Genomic DNA, 17984 nt, shown 5'->3' with positions numbered 1-17984 from the left:
TATCATAGTCCAGCTTCAATACTCGCCCACAACCACAGGGCGACCGCATGAGTGCCTAGTTTTTCGCCATCTGACTAAAACCAGCACTTAATACTGCCTCTAGCATAGACGTATTCATCATACATCGCTTTTGCTTCCCCACTATGCTTAGCTTGGTTGGTTCTTCACGGAGCATGTTCAAGCTCATGTGGCGCAAGCATGATAAATTCTCAGCACCATGATCTTTGTATATCTGGCAAGCATCTTCATTCATTGTGACATCAAGCACCCAGTGCATTGACTCTATGCCCCAATGTTCTCTGACTGCCATAGCAGCTTGTTCTGCACTAAGCGCTTTGGAGCTGATGTAATAACGGTACTCTAGGTCGACAGATTTTCCTTTCTCAAGGCGAAAATTTTCAACCATTACAACGCTCTTTAAGCCTTTCCAGCGAGAGAAGTTACCTTCAAGTTTAGTACTGTCAAAAACATAGCATTGGCGAGACTCGATACGGCCATGTCCTTGCTCAAGAGAGATGTTATTTGTCACATTGGCTCGCTGAGAAGAGAATGCCTTTTCTATTGCTTGTCGGAGTTTTCCTTGGTTGCTCTTTACTGCAAGCAGATAGTCTCCACCTTGATCTACAATGGCTTTAGCAATCTTAGTTTGACAGGCCATAGCATCAATGGTTACTAGAGCTCCCTTGATGTCGAGCATCTTTATCAGCTCAGGGATCGCTGTAATTTCATTGCTTTTTTGTTCGGTTTTCAGCTGTCCTAGTACGAGCTTGTTGGACGACGCATAAGCACTAATCATATGAATAGTGCTCGTCCTGTCTTCACGATTATATGAGCCGCGAAGCGTTTTGCCATCAATCGCAATCACTTGCCCATCGGTAAGAGTGTGTATTGACGACATCCAGTTAACGAAGCACTCATGAAACTGTTCAGGCTCAATCGTAGAGATGATGCGAGCAATGGTGTCATCCGCAGGAATACCATTCAAAAACAAGTTATTACGCTTAAACCAATCATGATGACCGCGAATATATTCACGAATATCAAACCAGCCTTTCGCACCTGCAATCACCGCACATAGCGAGCCAAAAAGGACTTCAAACAGGCAATAAGTGACCTTTGCACCTTGGCGTTGGTCGATAATCGTTTGAAAATGTTCTTTGAAGTGGTCAATGTGCATGATGTTATCCCTAAAAAGGGAGTATATGATCACAGCTAATTGTGATCGTCAAATCGGTCGTGATTTTGTTCAAAAAACGTTCACGATCTCACCCTGCCCACAACCATAGGCTATGACACCCTGTGCTTGAGGTAGCCAGAATCGCTGAATTAACCCGGTATAAAGTGTGAGCTGGTACTTTTCACGGATTGTTATTCGCCCATTGAACGCTCTGCTTTTAAATTCTCCTGCAATGTATCTAAAACGCAATGGATCAAAAAATACTGCATCAGGGGCTCCGCAGACTCCTCGGCGTTTAATAAACCAAGGCTTTTTCCAACCGCCTATATCAGCCCCCAGCACGATACAGTACCAAGGCATATGGAACTGCCTCTTTATGGACAGCCCTCTGAGAATAACCATCAATAGGCCGATTGACGCCACCAGCAAAAACACTAGTTCCCCAGTCATAACAAATCCCAGTTAATAGCAACCAATATGGCTACAACAATAATCACTAACCACGGTAAAAGACTGTTACCACTTCCTGCTTGGGCGTGAGCCTTTAATCCAGCGTTTGCAGCCTCGGAGTTGTATGCTTGTCCTCTGTGCTGGCAAAATTTAGATGGATCAGCGGCATAGGCGCTTAAATGACTTACGGATACCCAGTTTGAACGCTTTCTTCTCACCCAGCAATTCCTTGTAGTTCTTCAATTGCCTGTTCAGCTGCGTTGATGACAGATAGTGCGTTTTGGGTGTACTCATTGCTAATTTCGCCATCGAGCCCTTCACACCACAAGCCAAATTCCTCCTGGGCAACTTCATCGCTTATACCCGCAGCTCTGAACACCATTAACCAATCTTCAATATATTGATCTACGTGAGCCATACTCGGTTCCTTATTATTGTTTCTTCAATTTAATCGCTTGCATTAGTGTGGTTAGGGCAACCCAAAGCATCGTAACAATGCATACAAACCAAATGATTCCAACAAATATGAGCCATGCTGACTCACTACTTTCTGGTCCATTTGGCATCGTTATTCCTCCCAACGCGGCAGCAGCGATCATAGCTATAAGGCTTAACGCCCAGCGCTTTGAAAAATCTTTAGCGAGTGACTCCCATTCCTCATTTGGGGCTTTAAACCAACAAACCAAACCAATGACTAATGGGCCTATAAAGAAAAAATCCAGCATTACTCCCCCCCCCCTATTTTAGAAACGTACTACCGTTACATCACCGAGCAATACGTCATCAATTCTATCCGGATATAGCTCTCTGGTTTTTTCAACAATTTCAAACGCAGATGAAGTAGGAAAACTCGCTGTCAACTCCAGCTCTGTCAAACTTACCGCCACTCGCTTGCGTCTAATGCTTTGTGAAGGGATGTTTTCTTGGATCAGACTTTTACTATGAACAGCACTCTGGTAATCATCCCAATCAACCACGCTGTAAGACAAACCGCGTTCTATTGGTCTTGTCCAACCAGGTAACACTGATTCCCAAGCGAGTTCTCTTTGTCTCCATTCTGAATCAGTCACATCGTTAGGTTTATCTGTCGAGTTTTGGTAATGATAATCTTGAAATCCAACGTCGATTAAGGATTGGCGATACCCAATATCGTTTTCAACGTAGTACAAACCTAATGTATGTTGTCCCCAGGGAATTAAGCAGACATTAAAAGTGAAGTCCCAATCCGTACTACGAATACCGTCCACCAAAACTTTATGCTTTTCCTCGATAAACATAGTTCTCAGATCTGACAGAGTTTGGCAGCTTCTATCCTTTTGGAGCATGGTTACGTTTGCCGAGATATCTGCATCAAATGCAAGCTTTCTAGCTCCCAGTTTTGCGATGGCTTTTTTGGCCGTATCAACGCAACCAGAGCGCAAGGAGCATAATTTGGTTAGTGCCTGCTCTAACGTTGTATTGCGCAGAATTAACCCATTGTATATCTTAGTGCTCACTTCGAGTTCCCTCACTTCGATCCGGATTTCTCACATTAACCAGTTCAGCTAAGGCAACTCCCGAGGATGCACACCCCCACATAAACATAAGGTCGATAAAGGCAGGATTATCCCCCAGATGAAAAAGGCCACCGGACAAAACCATGAAAAGCCCTATTCCAGAGATCGTTACGATTCGTTCTAACGGGCGAGAATCTTGATTGAGAGGCTGGTGGATGAGAAACCATCGAAGAGCAAAACCAATACTCATACCACCAACAATGAACCCAGGCCATTTCAATTTTGCACTGACTAATGCCAACGAACCCAAGAACGCTATCAAAAAATACAGTCTACGTCGATTCACTGGCCTTCCCCATCACTGCTTGTTTTTTCCCACAAGTGGGCCTTATCAATAACGCTCAAAACAGCACAAATTAATGCGAATCCATTTGCGATAATTAAGAGCTTTTCTGGTAAGTAAAAATTGGTAATCAACTGAATAAAGTTCAGGGCAGCCATAGCTATAAACACGTAAATAAAAAAGCGCTTTACTTTGGAATGCAATTTATAGCCATCTAATGCCACCATTTCGTTTTGTTCCGTCACGACATTTCTCCTGTAGTAAGTGAAAGCTTCTTATCATCGCTAAAGAACATCCATTCTCCGTTAAATCGTTCGGCCAACTCTTTCGCAGTGATATCTCCAGGCATGAACATACAACCAGAAACAGAACCGCTATTCTTTGACAAGTATCGGTTTAAAGCAGACATACCTGCCGAAAGTAATGTGTCGTAGTGGCTATCGTCGTACTGTGAGATCTCCAGAGCTAACTTAACAACGGACTCATTGTGACTAGAATTCAACAAGGCTACGGTTTTTTTCTTGTTTCCCAACAAGTCGCGTACTTTCTCAACTGTTGGTTCATAACCTAAAACCAATTCAATAGATTCAACTATCCGAGCTGTAAACTCTAAGAACGCGGGATCAGACTCTTTTGAAAGTTGTTTTGTAATAACTCTCAGTGCATTGCTCATAGCCAACTCCTGTAATTTTTAGTGTTTTATCAGTATTTCATTTGGTTGGACTTCTAAAGAACCAAGATCGCACTCAAACTGTAATGAGATTCCCTGATCGTGTGCGATGGCTATCATGTACCTAGCCATACAAGAGTGCCTCTTGTGTCCCAAGCTCTACCGTTGCCGCAGCCATCTGCTCACAGAATGCCCGGTTCTTTTGCTCATTCATTATCGGAGCCTCGCTACTTTTTTAGATACAAGGGCAATCATGCCCCTACCTACGCTATATACCAATGGGAGTAATTGCCCTTTTCTGTACAAACTAGCGGGTATTTTCAGGATTGATCAAAGCCAATCGCGCAGACAGACTTGAACTCATTTTTTGAATAGTGTTGTTCAATGTAACAATCAGATTTGAACTCGTAACGTTTATTAGCGACTTGCTAACCCCATAAAATTCTGGATATTTTTCAGGGTTTAGGTTTTCTAAATGAGCAACCAGTCGCATTGCTTCACCTTTGCTCATACAGCTCAGGTTTATCACATGGGCTTTTGCTATAACGTGTAGCAACTTATCTTCAAAGTCCCGGTAAAATTTGCTTTCTTGCTTCAATTCTGAATCCATTATCAGTACATCTCCTATTACTCATTGACCTTGATTGCGAACACGCTAACGGGAGCATCACCAAAATGAGGGTGAGTAATAACCATCTCCTCAAAACCTTTCCACGGTCGAACTAAAATCTTCTCGGTATCCCCAGATTTTGGATAGCCAAGCTTGATATGCACCTCATCATACTCGCGACCCTCCAGACGTTTCCGCCAGTAATCCGTTTGAAGACGATATTCATACTTCTTTTCCCCGGTTTGCATTTGTCTGAAATACAGAGCTTTCACAGGGAGATGAAGAACTTTCATTTGAGACCTCCAAAAAACTAAAGGAGCTACCTCCTCAATATTACAGCATCACTTTATAATGCTTATAAAATTTTAAAAGTCTACAGGCATAAAAAAGCCCCGGCGCAATGCCAGGGCTAATTTGAGGTTGGATATTACAATCAGAGCTTTCCGTGCCGCAAGATGAACTTCTCACGGTCCAAAATACCCCAGTCCGTTATCATATAGTAGCCTGTAGCTCCTCGCTCTCCCCTCGATTCACGGATGAATATAATTTTCATATCAAACTCATCACGAAGCATCGCCAGTTGGCGTTTAATAGTGGACTCAGGAATCTTGGTCTCTGAATGGAGATCGTGCAAGCTGGGCTTATCTAACTTAGACAGCGCATTTACCAGTTCAAACTTGCGACTCATATCCTGAGATAACTTCATTCCATACTTACCTTACTCAACGCTTACGAGCTCGATGTCAGTCACCGCTACTTTTATTGGCTTTACTTCCTTTTTCTCACCAACAAGAGTCTTAACCCAAACCACATTTGGTTCAGTAGCAATACGATCTGTCATCAGTACACCACGCTTATTTTCACTCTCACCGATAATATTCACGGTGATGACTAACTTACGTGGGTCAGCCCCTTTCCAGTCTTTACCTTTTGCAAGAGGAGGTTCAATGCCTTCTTCTTCGGCATCATCGGTTGCATCATCACTTTCATCAACCTGCTTATCACCCGGCGCGTTTGTATCGCCTTGAGATGAAGCATCATCAGAAGTAAATTCCTCTCCCGTAGCTTGATGAACAACATTATCGCCCGTTGTATCATCAGAACTTTCCACATCACTTTGTGTAAAGTTGCCACCCTTCTCTTCACCCAATTCTGAGTCAGAATTCGAATTATTATCCTGCTCAGAGTTATTGGTTACTGCACCATCTTCATTTGAAGTTGGTTCATCACCATTCTTGATACGTTTTGCATCATTCAACAACTCACGACTTTGCTTACGTGTCATGCCATCACTCATAGCAACGGCACAGACAGCCCGGCATCGCTCTTCATTCAGTTCGAATAGCAAACGTAAGTTATTGAGTGTTTCCGTATCAGCTGTAATGTCATTATCGTATAATTCTCGAACGCAGTCAGGCATTTTTAATAATGAAAGGTGCGTTGAAACAAAAATTGTGTTCTTACCGATACGTTTTGCAACGTCTTTTTGCTGCCACCCATTATCAATGAATACTTGTAAAGCATTAGCAATTTCAAGTGCAGCCAAATCATCGCGCTGAATATTCTCTATCAATTCTCCCGCTGTTTCGTCCAAGTCCGTTTGTTCTTTTTCGTTAACAACGATGTCAATTGTTGGAATATCTTTGGCTTTACATGCTCTCCAGCGACGTTCGCCTTTTTGAATGACATATTTGCCGTCTTCATTTTTCGGGTAGACCACAATCGCGGATTGCTGGCCTTCTTCCAAAATTGAATCACCCAGTTCCTCGATATTACGGAACCGTTTACGAACCTGTTCTTTTGAAATAACTTCATCAACAGGAACCGTCAGAATTACCTTACCATCTGGCTGCTTTTTTTGGGCGGCTTGAGCTAACTGGTTGAGGTTTTTTAGGTTATTTAGTTTCATCTTAACCTACCTTCTCTACAATCTCGTCCAGCACCGCTCGCACTTCTTTTGCTGCTACATGACCATAGCGAAGAGACCATACTGGAACTCCATCTGTAGTTGCAGAATCAAGCGGTGGACGGTGTTGAATAATGTTACTAAAGATCAACTCTGGGATAGCTTTTTTCAGCTCAGTAAACGATTTGTTGTGGTTCACTGAACGATCCATATCATTGATGACAATGCCCAGGATTTCTAAGTTTTGATTGTGCTGTTGCTGAACACCGATAATGGTCGTCAGCAAGCCCTCTACACCATCAACCGCAAAGCCAGATAGTTTTACAGGACATACAATATGCGTCGCAATCATCAGTGCAGCAACCAGCTTACGGCCAAGACTCGGTGGGCAATCAATCAACACGTAATCATAGTCTTTGATTAGTTCTTTTAAGTGTCGAGCTGGGTTCATTGCTTGTTCCAATGGCACTGCCTCCATCTCAAACAAATCCGGATCGTTTTTGGGCGTGTAAATCAAATCAACACCACATGGACACTCCGTTACTTGAATGCTTGAGCAGTTATCAAGGAACAATTCAGCTACTTTAGTACCGCTATATACTGGCTCGTAGCTGCCATCTTCCAACTCCACACGAGGAGCCAAACGTGAAGATGTATTACCCTGACCATCGAAATCCAGTACCAGGACTTTTTTCTTTTTTTCTGCCAAATCGAAGGCTTGCTGGATACAGATAGTACTTTTACCCACGCCTCCCTTCTGATTGGCATAGGCGATAGCTTTTGCCATGTTTACCTCGCTCTCCGATTGCAAATGAGATTCCTAGTGACGAAACATCGCCACTTTCACATGTGAAAGATTCTAACACTCACTTTATGATACTGCAATGTCATATCGTGGTACTAACATAACAATTACAGATAAAAAAACGGCCTCAAAGGGCCGCGAGAAAAATCATCAATGTTTAGGTGAACTGTATCGACAGAACAATGTGCATCCTGTCTCAATCCAATATTACCTTGCGCTTGTTTTTTTCGGTTAGCAAGTCTTCTTTAGTTTCTTGGTTCTGGATTGGATTATTGTCAGCCAAATCCTCAATAGCTACTGGGCTCTCTGAAATTACTGGGCGTCTAGACCTGACGTAATACTCCCTTGCTAGTTCAATATCAGCGACAGGATGCAAAAGTTAAAGTTTGATCATTTTTAAGGTGCATTGTTACCAGAAGCACTGTGGAAATGACAAAGTTTGTTCAATCTCTAGCAAACTTTTGGACAATTATTGGCTAGGGTGAAATATCTACTGCCAATAATTGTGGCTTGAATTCCGGTGAAAGCTATTCAGACAGCGAATGATTATTCATTGCTTTTGAGTAAAATCAATTAAAGGTAAGTTAACAACAACCCTTTAATCATCCACCACTTCAATCGTTATATGCTGCGCACCAAGATACGTGCCTTCATCAATCTCATAACGCAAAGTTTCATTGCAATGAGGACACTCAAATTCTTCATTGGGTTCAATACACTCATCTTCGAGCCAATCCCAACCAATATGTTTTTCACAAGTAGGACAACGCATAATCAAACTCCTTTGTTGCATCAATTAACTCGTTGGTTATGATCTCATTCATTCAAATACAATTCCGCCATACCATCTAGCTTACTTTTCACTTCTTTCCAGTTCGGCATCACGCTGGTTAATAAGCGCCAGAAACGCTCGCTGTGGTTGTATTCTGCGATGTGGCAAAGCTCATGCAAAATCACGTAGTCAATGCACTCTTTGGGTGCTTTGATCAGGTGAGGGTTGAGCATCAACGTGCCTTTGGCTGAACAGCTTCCCCATTGTTTTTGCATCGGCATAATGCGAAATGAGGGGATGCCATCAACCCACGTTGTCTGCGGTAAAAGCTCAGCTAAGCGTTCATGGAATACGCGCTCGGCACGAACACCATACCAACCAGATACCAGTGCTTTGACAAGCTTGGGCTTATCTTCGTTAAAGCGGTTAAGAGTGACTAACAGCTTGCCTCGTTCCATTTTCACATTGGAAATTGCTTCTTGGTCTTCAACCACCTTTAACACATAGCGGCGGCCTAGATAGAATTGCATCTCACCGCTCACATAGTGTTTGGTTTGCACATATTCTAAATGAGATCGGAATTCGACCAGTGCATTCCAAATCCATTGAGCGCGTTGCATGACCGCCTCATGGATTGCTGATTTTTCAGCATCTTGAGGCGCAGTGACAGCCACTCGACAATCTGGGTGAACTCGAATGGTGATTTTCTTTTTCTTGCCTTCAGCAAATACCTTGCGGATCACCTCATAAGTAACAGCTTCATCACCATAGATGAAGCTGTATTCCTCGGTATTGCCTTCTTTATGGTTAACCGAAGTCATGCTTAGTGACCTGACAAACCAAGGCGAGTGATTTGAATGACATCCGTAATGATCGCTTGTGCCTTATCGATACCAACATCATTGAACAGCAGTGGCAGCAGTCCTAAACGGATCTGGTTTTCAATCTCTGATGGATTAATTGAAAACTCAGCAACGGCTTTACGCACAATGCCATCAATGTCTAACGCATACTTAAAGCATTGATCTTCCGTTAGCGGTGATGGCTCACCTAGCACTTTTAGGAACAGACCATAGTAGGCTTGAACATGGCGTTTGAATTTAGGGTCAAGCTCTGCAAAGCGATCCGTTGGTAATCCTGCCACATCGCGGTCTCTGACCTGCTGCTCGAAATCCGCAAACAGAAGATACTGTTTAACAGGGCTATCAAACATTTCCTTGGTTTTCTCGATGGCTTGCTTTAACAAGTTTGAGAAATACTCTTGAGCATACGGATCATCCGCCAAATCTTGCTCAATCATCTTGGTTACACGACCTGTGATGACATCCTTTTTGTTTTTGGCTTCATCATCGGTCATTTGCTCTGGTTTGGCATCTTTACCCATGTTGCCAACCAGATAAGCGCCTTCTGGCTCTTCAATCGACACACCCGCTATGTGCTTGTCTAACATGGCGCGAATATTTTCCGAATACTCGTCGTAGTCCACGGTTTCTTCTGCATCAGCACGTACCTGTTGGCGCAGTTGGCTCATGGACTTCAACGTGCTCTTGTATAGTTCACGCTTGTTGTCGAAGCTCTTATCTTCAAAGTACGTCGCCGATTGCAGGGCAACCTTTAGGCAGTTGGCGAACTTAGTCAATGCCGTATAAAAGTCATTACGCAGCTTTAAGTTGGTATCCGTTAATTGACCGTCAATGGTATCAATTTTAGGAGCTAAAGCCTGACGAAGTGCTTGCCCATCTTGCTTGTTCTTCACACCAGAAAAAATTGCCCAAAGGTCATCATACAAACCTGGCAACTTCTTGTACTCGGTATCCATGCGGTTATACAAGCCTTTGAGATCGTCGATATCAAAGCCACCTTGGGTGCGTTCAGCCAAGTCTTGGTACTTTTCAATGGTGATATCCAGCTCTTTGAGGATGCCACGGTAATCAATCAAATAACCGAACTGCTTTTTGCTATGCAGGCGGTTAACCCGAGCAATGGCTTGAATAAGGTTGTGCTGTTTTAACGGCTTGTCGATATAGAGCACGGTGTTTTTAGGCTCATCAAAGCCCGTTAACAGCTTATCGACCACGATCATAATGTCGGGACCTTCATCCTTTTCAAACTCTTGGATGATGTGCTTGGTGTAGGCTTTTTCATCGCTCCAGCCTTTTTGTGCGACGTTTTCTTTCCACCAATTTTGTACCAGATCGGTACTTTCATTATCGACGTTATCGTGTCCCTCTCGGGTATCGGGTGGGGACATCGCAACCACTGAAGTGACTTTACCGATTTGATCGAGAAGCTTCTTATAGCGGATCGCAGAGGCTTTAGAATCACACGCCAGTTGTCCTTTCAAACCTTGCTGCTTGAAGTTCTGGAAGTGATCAGAAATATCGTGCGCGATTAACTCTAAACGCCCTTCAGTTTGGTAGATCTGACCTTTTTGCGCGAACTTACGCTTTAAGTCAGCGCGTTGCTTTTCCGATAGGGTATCGGTGATACGGTCAAACCATGCATCAATGGCTTTGTCGTTGGTGCTCAGATCAGGCTTACGTTCTTCGTACAACAGCGGCGTAACAGTGCCATCTTCGACGGCTTGCTGCATGGTGTAAGAGTGAATGATCTTACCGAACTTATTCTCGGTTTTATCGTCTTGCAGCAGAGGTGTACCAGTGAAACCGATGTAAGCGGCTTTCGGCAAGGCTTGCTGCATTCGGATGTTGTTCTCACCGTTTTGGCTACGGTGCCCCTCATCCACTAATACGATAATGTCTGGGCTATCGTTGTAGCATTCAGGTAGGTTAATCGCTGTACCAAACTTGTTGATGATCGAGAAGATGATACGTTCATTGCCTTTACCAATTTGCTCGGCAAGGCGTTTGCCTGTGGTTGCCATCGCATCTTTTTTGTCTTTATCTGACAGTGCGCCGCCAGAGGCAAAGGTGCGAGCAAGCTGATCTTCTAAATCCACACGGTCGGTCACAACCACAACACGGCATTTCGCTAACTCTTTTAGCCAAATCAGTGCTTTTGACAAAAACACCATAGTGAATGATTTGCCCGAACCTGTGGTATGCCAGATCACTCCGCCGTTACGTGCGCCCTTCTCATCAAAAGAGGTGATGCGTTCCACTAAAGCTTTAATGCCAAATACTTGCTGATAACGTGCAACAATCTTGCCTGCTTTTTTATCAAACAATGTAAATAAACGGGTTAACTCTAGTAGGCGGTCATGGTGCAGTAAGGATACCAATAAGCGGTCTTGGTCTGTCACCACCAAATCACCGCCTGCAATCAGTGATAGATATTCGTCTTTGATTGCTGGCGTGCGATGACTGAAAATCGCATTCAGCTCTGCGTCATTCAGCGGTGTGTTCTTGAGGCGTTCAAAGGTGCTTTCGGTGATTTCTTCTTCTTTCCATTTCGCCCAGAACTTCTCAGGTGTGCCGCACGTACCGTATAAGCCATCATGACCATTGATGGACAACAACAGTTGGCTGTAAGCAAATAAATGAGGAATTTCATCCACTTTTTGGTTGCGGATGTTTTGCGAAATACCTTCGGTGATGGTGGGTTTGCCATTGATGCTGCTATCAGGGCGTTTGGCCTCTATCACTACCCAAGGCAAGCCATTAACGAAACAGACCACATCAGGAATGCGTTTACCTGTGCCACGAGCATTATCAACTTCCATCTCTTCGGTGAAATGGAATTGGTTGTTTTCAGGCGTGTCCCAATCAATGATTTGAATGGTTGGGTTGGCTTTTTTACCATCGACAAACTCAGTCACACTAATGCCATAGGTTAAAGCGTTATAGAGTTTTTCATTGGCGGCTTTTAGCCCTTCATTCATCGCAGGGTTGGCAAGCTCTTGCACGATTTTATCAATCGCAGCTTGTGATAAATGGCGCTCTTTGCCCATGAAGGAGTAAGTATTAAAGCTCAATACCTTGCGTAATACCTGCGGCAAGATCACCGTGGTTTTGTTGCCACGCATTGCCATGCATTCACTTGGTGGAATGAATTGGTAGCCAAGGTTAGTAAGCAGAGTTAGTGCTGGGATTTTTGCACTTTGCTCTTCTTTGAAATTCGGAGCGTGGTGCTTAGGTTCACTAGGAGATAATGTTTCCATACTTAGCCTATGACATTGTTCTTATTGTTTATCAGGGCTTGCTAAACAAGCCCTGTATTAGTCATCAAAAAGATGCGCTCGTTAAGCGGCTTCGGTTTCAGCAACTTTCACACGACGCTTACCAGTCAGCAACTGCTGCATCAACGCCTTTTTCTCTTGCTTCAAGTGTGCAAGTTTGGCATTTAACAACTCGATCTCTTTATCAGCAGCAGTGAGCACTGACGCAATTTTTTCCTGTTCAACGACAGTTGGTAACTTAATAGTAAACCCTTTAACCATTCCTGCGTTTAGGTTTGATTGGGTTCCCTGTTGTCCTGTTAAAATGATTTTTCCTTTTAAATTAACAAGGTAATAGTACAGGTAAATGTTTATTAAATTATCTTTAGGTCGAATTCCTAAAATAGCTTGAGATGAACAAAGCTCTACTGTTGAAATGCTACATTCACCTATCGAGGCATACATCGCATATAAAACAGTTCCTTTTGGATATAGGCGTGCACTACTATTGGCTAATCCCGCATCTGTAAGTGACTTTTCTGTTTTCGAAATCCACTTACCATGCTTTGTCATATCGGCAATAGAAACCCAAGGATGTATCCCATCATAGTATTCACTTACCGAAGATTTAGGCGTACCGCCACTATTCATAGCTGTAACGTCACCCAACTTAACCTCTTCCCATTCCCCCTCAAACGCTTTACCCGTTTTAGGATCAACCAAACGCTTTTTACCCGTCAACAACTGCTGCATTAAAGCCTTTTTCTGCTGTTTGCTGGCATCAATCAGCTTTTCAGTGGTTGTAATGCCGCGATCCCATGTAGAAAGGATTTGGGCGATTTTGCGCTGTTCTGGGAGTGGAGGGAGCAGTAAAGGAAACTCTTTTATTTGCTTTGAACTAATGTGTGGAACAGCCGTTTCCGTTTGAACACCCTTTACATATTGTTCAAATCGATGGCTTGAAAAATATTGTCTTAAAAGAGATTGCTCCAGAGTAGGTAATGATCGAATACGAGCGACACGCTGAACCAATAAACAAGGCAGATCGTTTTTAGTTACTTCAGCAACTTTTAAGCCTGAGGATACCCATGTACGATCCATCGCAATTACAAAGTCATTTTCACGTAAATGGTACTTCTGTAACTCTGCATATTGGTGCTTGTCCCACGTTTTTACACCGTCCCAGCGTAACGTGTTAGGAGCAATGTTATCCCCTCGAAGTAAACGAATATCATCACTGTTTTCTGTGTATTGAGCACTTTTAAAAGCAAAACCACTTAACAAATCAATATGATGCTCAAATGTTGTAAACTCCCAACCATTAGGCACCATAACCTAGCTCCTTTAAGTAGCCCGCCATTTCCGCTTCTAGATCGGCTAACTCAGTTTGTAGCGCCAAACGCTCACTACGCACAGCTATCAAATCGATTTCCGCTTCTTCTTCAAACGTATCCACGTAGCGAGGAATGTTGAGGTTGTAGTCGTTCTCACGGATCTCATCAAGGGTTGCCACATACGCGTACTTATCCACGTTGTCGCCGCTGCGGTAAGTCTTCACGATCTTGTCGATGTTCTCTTGTGTCAGTACGTTCTGGTTTTTGCCAGATTTGAACTCACGCGACGCATCAATGAACATTACATCATGGGTGTCTTTCTTCTTCTTAAAGATCAAGATTGCCGCTGGAATACCTGTACCAAAGAACAGTTTTTCTGGTAAACCGATCACGGCATCTAGCAAGTTTTCTTCAATCAGTTGTTGGCGGATTTTGCCCTCGCTTGATGCGCGGAATAGCACGCCGTGAGGCACAACCACGCCCATGCGACCGCCCTTGCTTGTTGGAGTAGCAGGCTTTAGGGTTTCAATCATGTGCGAGATGAAAGCATAGTCACCTTTGGTTTTCGGTGGCACGCCGCGACGGAAACGACCAAAGTGATCACTTTCTGCATCTTCATGCCCCCATTTATCCAACGAAAATGGCGGGTTTGCGGTTACTACGTCAAAGTGCAGTAAGCCACCGTTGCTATCTTGCAGCTTAGGGTTACGAATGGTATCGCCCCATTCAATACGGTGGTTGTCTTCACCGTGCAGGAACATGTTCATTTTCGCCAGTGACCACGTTGAGCCAATCGCTTCTTGACCAAACAGGGCATACTGCTTAGAGCCGCCAAAGTTCTTTTGAACTTGCTTACCACACTTCATCAATAGTGAGCCTGAGCCACACGCAGGGTCGCAAATGCTGTCGCCTTGTTGTGGCTCTAGAATGATAGAAAGTAGATCCGATACCTCTGGCGGGGTATAGAATTCACCTGCCGATTTTCCGCTACCTGCGGCAAAGTGTTTGATGAGGTATTCGTATGCGTTACCAATTACATCCAACGAACCAACACGGCTTGGACGTAGGTTTAGGGTTGGCTTACCAAAGTCTTCCAATAGATGGCGTAGAATGTCGTTCTTTTGTTTCTCATCACCCAGTTTATCGGTGTTAAAGCTGATGTCCTGGAACACGCCTTTTAGCTTGGTGCCGTTGGCTTCTTCAATCGCGTGCAGCGCTTGGTCAATGCGAGTACCGTTACCTGCGGTATTACGTGCATCATACAAATCCCAGAAAGTTGAACCTGCTGGAATTTTGAATGATTGGCTGGCAAGCATGGCTTCAACCATCTCTTTGTTGTCACCGAACTGTTTAGTAAGTTCTTCCACTTTGTCTTGACGTACATCTGAGATGTATTTTAAGAACAGCATGGTCAAGATGAAGTCTTTGTAGATGGATGGGTCTACAGTGCCACGGAATGTATCGCACGCCGACCAGACGGCTTTGTTGATTTCATCTTGGTTGATTGGAGAGTTTGGCATTAAATTATCTCGAATAGTGTTAAATTTTTTCAATTAGCGATGCTGCAATGCGTTTAAATGAGGCAAAGCAGGTGTCAAAATCATGGGGTTCGGTGTTAAACACCATTGGCGTGACAAAGTCTTGAAAGCGTTGACGGAAAATTGGATTGTCCTCCAGTTCTTTGAGGCCAAGTTGTAGCTCTTGTTTGGGGTTGGCAACAAACTCTGCATGTTGATTGCCAAAGCGGGCAATATCTTCTTCCAGTACCGCTTTGAACAGGCCATCTATCTCGTTGAGTTCAGGCATTGAGAGCGTTGTTATGCAGTGCACATCGTAGATGTGGCGAACTAAAGCAACATCATCGCTTCGCTCCATATTGCGTTTTACCGACATGGTACGACGCAGCATCGAAATGATTTTTTCAACCAATGTAGCATGGATAGAGGCGCAATCAAATGCACCCACTTCTTGTGGTTGTTGGTACAACTCAGCTACCAGAGATTGAATGCTGCGCGGCTCCACATCCAGTAATGGAATGGTTTCGATTAACTCTAACTTGATGATTGGGCGAAGGCAGGGGGCTTGACTAAACTGCTGCGGGTATTTAAGCTCAAACTCGACATAGCGGTACTCATCTCGCACAGAACGCTCTTCAACGGTAAATAACTCTGACTGAGTGATCGCCTGTTCAATCTCGTTAACACATGCCTTTCTCGCGGCTTTCTTTTTCGCACGGCTCAGTTCATCAAATGCTTGGTTGGGGATGAGTTTTATATCCACATCTTCCGACATTCTTAGAATTTTAACGTTTGATTTCGCCAACGCCGTGCCGCCAGAAAACACCATTTGATGATGCTCAGGAGAAACTTTCGCTAGTTCGGCAAGTAAGGCAACGACCCAGTAATCTTTTTCAATAATGGCTGGGTTTCCAAGCTCAAGCGCATCGGAAACCTCAAGAAATTGTTGTTTTAGTGTGTTCATACTAACTTGGTAAGTTCAGCACACGGCTACCGACAACCAGTCTGCGATTAAACTGTTTTGGGTCCCATGAATACTGAATAGAAGATGGAATTTGGGTACTCGTGCCTGAAAGACTTTGTAGCGATAGACTATCCATCTCAAAATCAACGCCTTTCATTTTAAGAATTTCTCGCATAAGGGCATCTGTCCCCCCCGGATTAGTGGGCATGGGCTGACCAGTGAGACTGTTAATTCTTGCTTTGGTATACAAACCATAACCAAGTTTCATTAGTTCCCCTTGCTGCACAAGCTGCCTGAGTGCCCGACCTATTTGGTCGTAACTTGCAAATCCATCAAAGTCTTTGCGTTCAAATACATAACGTCTTGAACGCTTTATCTTTTGACAAATGCGGTCTACTGCTGTCATTTGAACCTCCTTACGTACAATAACAGCAGTATAACTGACCGTGTACATTCATGGAATAGATGCGGCATAATGCCATGAGAAAAAACGGCATGATTAGACAAGAATTTTAATATAAATTATTGTTTTAAAATTGATTTGTTTGAATGTTGCCGTAATCCACCTTAAAAGACAAAAAGGGATGACCTAGTTCAAGATTCGGTGCTCTCGGATATATTTAATGCGTCTTCGATTTCAACACCAAGATAGCGGATGGTATTGTCGAGTTTTACGTGTCCAAGCAATAATTGAACCGCACGGATGTTCTTTGTCCGTGCATAAATGAGTGTGGCTTTCGTGCGGCGCATTGAGTGAGTACCATACAGATAAGGATCGTAGCCAAGCTTCGCGGCCCAACGACGAATGATTTTCAGATAATGGCTATAGCTCATAGCGTTATCCGGTCTTCTGGAACTTGGAAATAGGTAATCTTCTGCGGTAATTTGGCTTTTCATGATCCACTGTGCTAACGATTGTGCTGTACGGGAAGTGATCTCAAACTGCACCTCTCGCCCCGTCTTACTTTGACTGTAGAGGACACGATCTTGAATGACACCACCAGAAGATATGTCTCTCACTTTCATTCTAAGCAAATCACATGATCGTAACTTGCAATCTATGGCGAGATTCAGCAAGGCGAGTTCCATGATGTTTTCCTCGATCTCAAGTCGAGTGCGAATTCGCCAGATATCTTCAAGCTTGAACGGCTTTTTCTGCCCAGTTAGATGACCTTTCTTCGTCCACATAATTGACCTCCTCTATGACTTTGAAATGGCCTTATGAATTTTAGTTAGAATTGAATAGTGGCGGATTGAATGGATATGCAGTTGAAGAGTAGGTAAGAGTTGGCGACTTAAATTAGCTATGTATTTGCGCTGTCTAATAATGGGGCATTTTTGAGTTGGAAAATGCCACGGGTAAAAATTCATCCGGTGAAGGTTTTGGACAGAAATGCGTTAGCAATTTTTCGTTTTAAGTAACTTATGGATTACTTCGTGCATAGAAAAGTCACCTAGCTAGCGCCACACCACTAATTATGAAAACATAACGAACTCACCAAAATTGAATCTAGCACTTGGATAACTAGGCTCAATGATTATTGAACGGGTGTAACAGCACAAAGCTACTTGGTAAGAATACTTCTAATGAAGGTCACACTGTTAGTAATTGAAAAGCACTAATGCCATGTTCCGTGTGTTAAGCTGATAATTCTACAGTTTATAGATGCTTACTCCCGAATTCAACTGCGAAGTGCGACACTCTCCAATATCAAGCAGCCAATGTCATTTCTTTAAAGACAATCGCTGGTTGCTTGAAGTCTAAACACTTTTTCGGTCGATAATTTATCCGTGATACAGCGAATTCAATATCGCTGTCTGTT

22 protein-coding genes and 1 pseudogene are annotated in these 17984 nt (G+C 43.5%); all 23 read right to left on the bottom strand.

The annotated features are described in order from the left end of the window. Positions 1-55: 55 nt before the first annotated feature. Entirely contained in the window at positions 56-1177 is a 1122-nt protein-coding gene (locus DZ860_RS18810) for an ISAs1 family transposase (protein WP_014386692.1), read from the bottom strand. A gap of 69 nt (positions 1178-1246) precedes the next feature. After that, complete coding sequence (locus tag DZ860_RS18805; RefSeq protein WP_120034338.1) at positions 1247-1627, bottom strand: hypothetical protein; 381 nt, start codon at positions 1625-1627, stop codon at positions 1247-1249. Further along, positions 1624-1845: a hypothetical protein gene (locus DZ860_RS18800; protein WP_046224214.1), complete on the bottom strand. Its 222-nt coding sequence runs from the start codon at positions 1843-1845 to the stop codon at positions 1624-1626. Before DZ860_RS18800 ends, DZ860_RS18805 begins: the two co-directional genes overlap by 4 nt. After that, on the bottom strand, positions 1842-2045 hold the full coding sequence (locus tag DZ860_RS18795; RefSeq protein ID WP_014386690.1) for a hypothetical protein: 204 nt from the start codon (positions 2043-2045) through the stop codon (positions 1842-1844). Before DZ860_RS18795 ends, DZ860_RS18800 begins: the two co-directional genes overlap by 4 nt. A 13-nt stretch (positions 2046-2058) precedes the next feature. Then, positions 2059-2352, bottom strand: coding sequence for a hypothetical protein (locus tag DZ860_RS18790; RefSeq protein ID WP_032073016.1), 294 nt, complete (start codon positions 2350-2352; stop codon positions 2059-2061). Positions 2353-2370: 18 nt separating this feature from the next. Further along, positions 2371-3123 (bottom strand): hypothetical protein, encoded by a 753-nt coding sequence (locus tag DZ860_RS18785; RefSeq protein WP_046224215.1) that lies wholly within the window; start codon positions 3121-3123, stop codon positions 2371-2373. Next, positions 3113-3469 carry a hypothetical protein gene (locus DZ860_RS18780; RefSeq protein ID WP_014386687.1) on the bottom strand — a complete coding sequence of 119 codons (357 nt, stop codon included), beginning with the start codon at positions 3467-3469 and terminating at the stop codon, positions 3113-3115. Before DZ860_RS18780 ends, DZ860_RS18785 begins: the two co-directional genes overlap by 11 nt. After that, on the bottom strand, positions 3466-3711 hold the full coding sequence (locus DZ860_RS18775) for a hypothetical protein (protein ID WP_014386686.1): 246 nt from the start codon (positions 3709-3711) through the stop codon (positions 3466-3468). The genes DZ860_RS18780 and DZ860_RS18775 overlap by 4 nt, the downstream gene beginning before the upstream one ends. After that, the gene (locus tag DZ860_RS18770) at positions 3708-4139 is read right to left on the bottom strand and encodes a hypothetical protein (RefSeq protein WP_046224216.1); all 432 of its coding nucleotides are present in this window, start codon (positions 4137-4139) and stop codon (positions 3708-3710) included. Before DZ860_RS18770 ends, DZ860_RS18775 begins: the two co-directional genes overlap by 4 nt. Before the next feature lie 304 nt (positions 4140-4443). Then, entirely contained in the window at positions 4444-4746 is a 303-nt protein-coding gene (locus tag DZ860_RS18765; protein ID WP_014386683.1) for a hypothetical protein, read from the bottom strand. Between the two features lie 17 nt (positions 4747-4763). Next, entirely contained in the window at positions 4764-5039 is a 276-nt protein-coding gene (locus DZ860_RS18760; protein WP_014386682.1) for a hypothetical protein, read from the bottom strand. Between the two features lie 140 nt (positions 5040-5179). Beyond that, a complete protein-coding gene (locus tag DZ860_RS18755; protein WP_014386681.1) occupies positions 5180-5452 on the bottom strand; it encodes a helix-turn-helix domain-containing protein in 273 nt (90 codons plus the stop codon). A gap of 12 nt (positions 5453-5464) precedes the next feature. Then, positions 5465-6655, bottom strand: a complete 1191-nt coding sequence (locus DZ860_RS18750; RefSeq protein ID WP_014386680.1) for a ParB/RepB/Spo0J family partition protein — start codon at positions 6653-6655, stop codon at positions 5465-5467. A gap of 1 nt (position 6656) precedes the next feature. Next, a complete protein-coding gene (locus DZ860_RS18745) occupies positions 6657-7439 on the bottom strand; it encodes a ParA family protein (protein ID WP_120034336.1) in 783 nt (260 codons plus the stop codon). 616 nt (positions 7440-8055) lie between these two features. Next, positions 8056-8229 (bottom strand): hypothetical protein, encoded by a 174-nt coding sequence (locus DZ860_RS24475; RefSeq protein WP_165862932.1) that lies wholly within the window; start codon positions 8227-8229, stop codon positions 8056-8058. Positions 8230-8273: 44 nt separating this feature from the next. Next, a complete protein-coding gene (locus DZ860_RS18740) occupies positions 8274-9050 on the bottom strand; it encodes a M48 family metallopeptidase (RefSeq protein WP_120034334.1) in 777 nt (258 codons plus the stop codon). Positions 9051-9052: 2 nt separating this feature from the next. Then, positions 9053-12349, bottom strand: a complete 3297-nt coding sequence (locus DZ860_RS18735; protein WP_120034332.1) for a type I restriction endonuclease subunit R — start codon at positions 12347-12349, stop codon at positions 9053-9055. Between the two features lie 81 nt (positions 12350-12430). Next, on the bottom strand, positions 12431-13678 hold the full coding sequence (locus tag DZ860_RS18730; RefSeq protein ID WP_120034330.1) for a restriction endonuclease subunit S: 1248 nt from the start codon (positions 13676-13678) through the stop codon (positions 12431-12433). Continuing rightward, entirely contained in the window at positions 13668-15200 is a 1533-nt protein-coding gene (locus tag DZ860_RS18725) for a type I restriction-modification system subunit M (protein ID WP_120034328.1), read from the bottom strand. The genes DZ860_RS18730 and DZ860_RS18725 overlap by 11 nt, the downstream gene beginning before the upstream one ends. Positions 15201-15219: 19 nt before the next feature. Continuing rightward, the gene (locus tag DZ860_RS18720; protein WP_120034326.1) at positions 15220-16161 is read right to left on the bottom strand and encodes a nucleotidyl transferase AbiEii/AbiGii toxin family protein; all 942 of its coding nucleotides are present in this window, start codon (positions 16159-16161) and stop codon (positions 15220-15222) included. A 1-nt stretch (position 16162) separates the two neighbouring features. Next, positions 16163-16567, bottom strand: coding sequence for a DUF6088 family protein (locus tag DZ860_RS18715; protein ID WP_120034324.1), 405 nt, complete (start codon positions 16565-16567; stop codon positions 16163-16165). Between the two features lie 188 nt (positions 16568-16755). Further along, positions 16756-17349, bottom strand: a complete 594-nt coding sequence (locus tag DZ860_RS18710; protein WP_120034322.1) for a tyrosine-type recombinase/integrase — start codon at positions 17347-17349, stop codon at positions 16756-16758. Positions 17350-17872: 523 nt separating this feature from the next. Next, positions 17873-17984 (bottom strand): annotated as a pseudogene (locus tag DZ860_RS24800) (IS30 family transposase); the annotation flags it as partial.

Origin of the sequence: Vibrio sinensis, assembly GCF_003605645.1 — a bacterium.
GTDB classification, from domain to species: domain Bacteria; phylum Pseudomonadota; class Gammaproteobacteria; order Enterobacterales; family Vibrionaceae; genus Vibrio; species Vibrio sinensis.
This window is presented reverse-complemented; position numbering and strand designations above follow the sequence as displayed.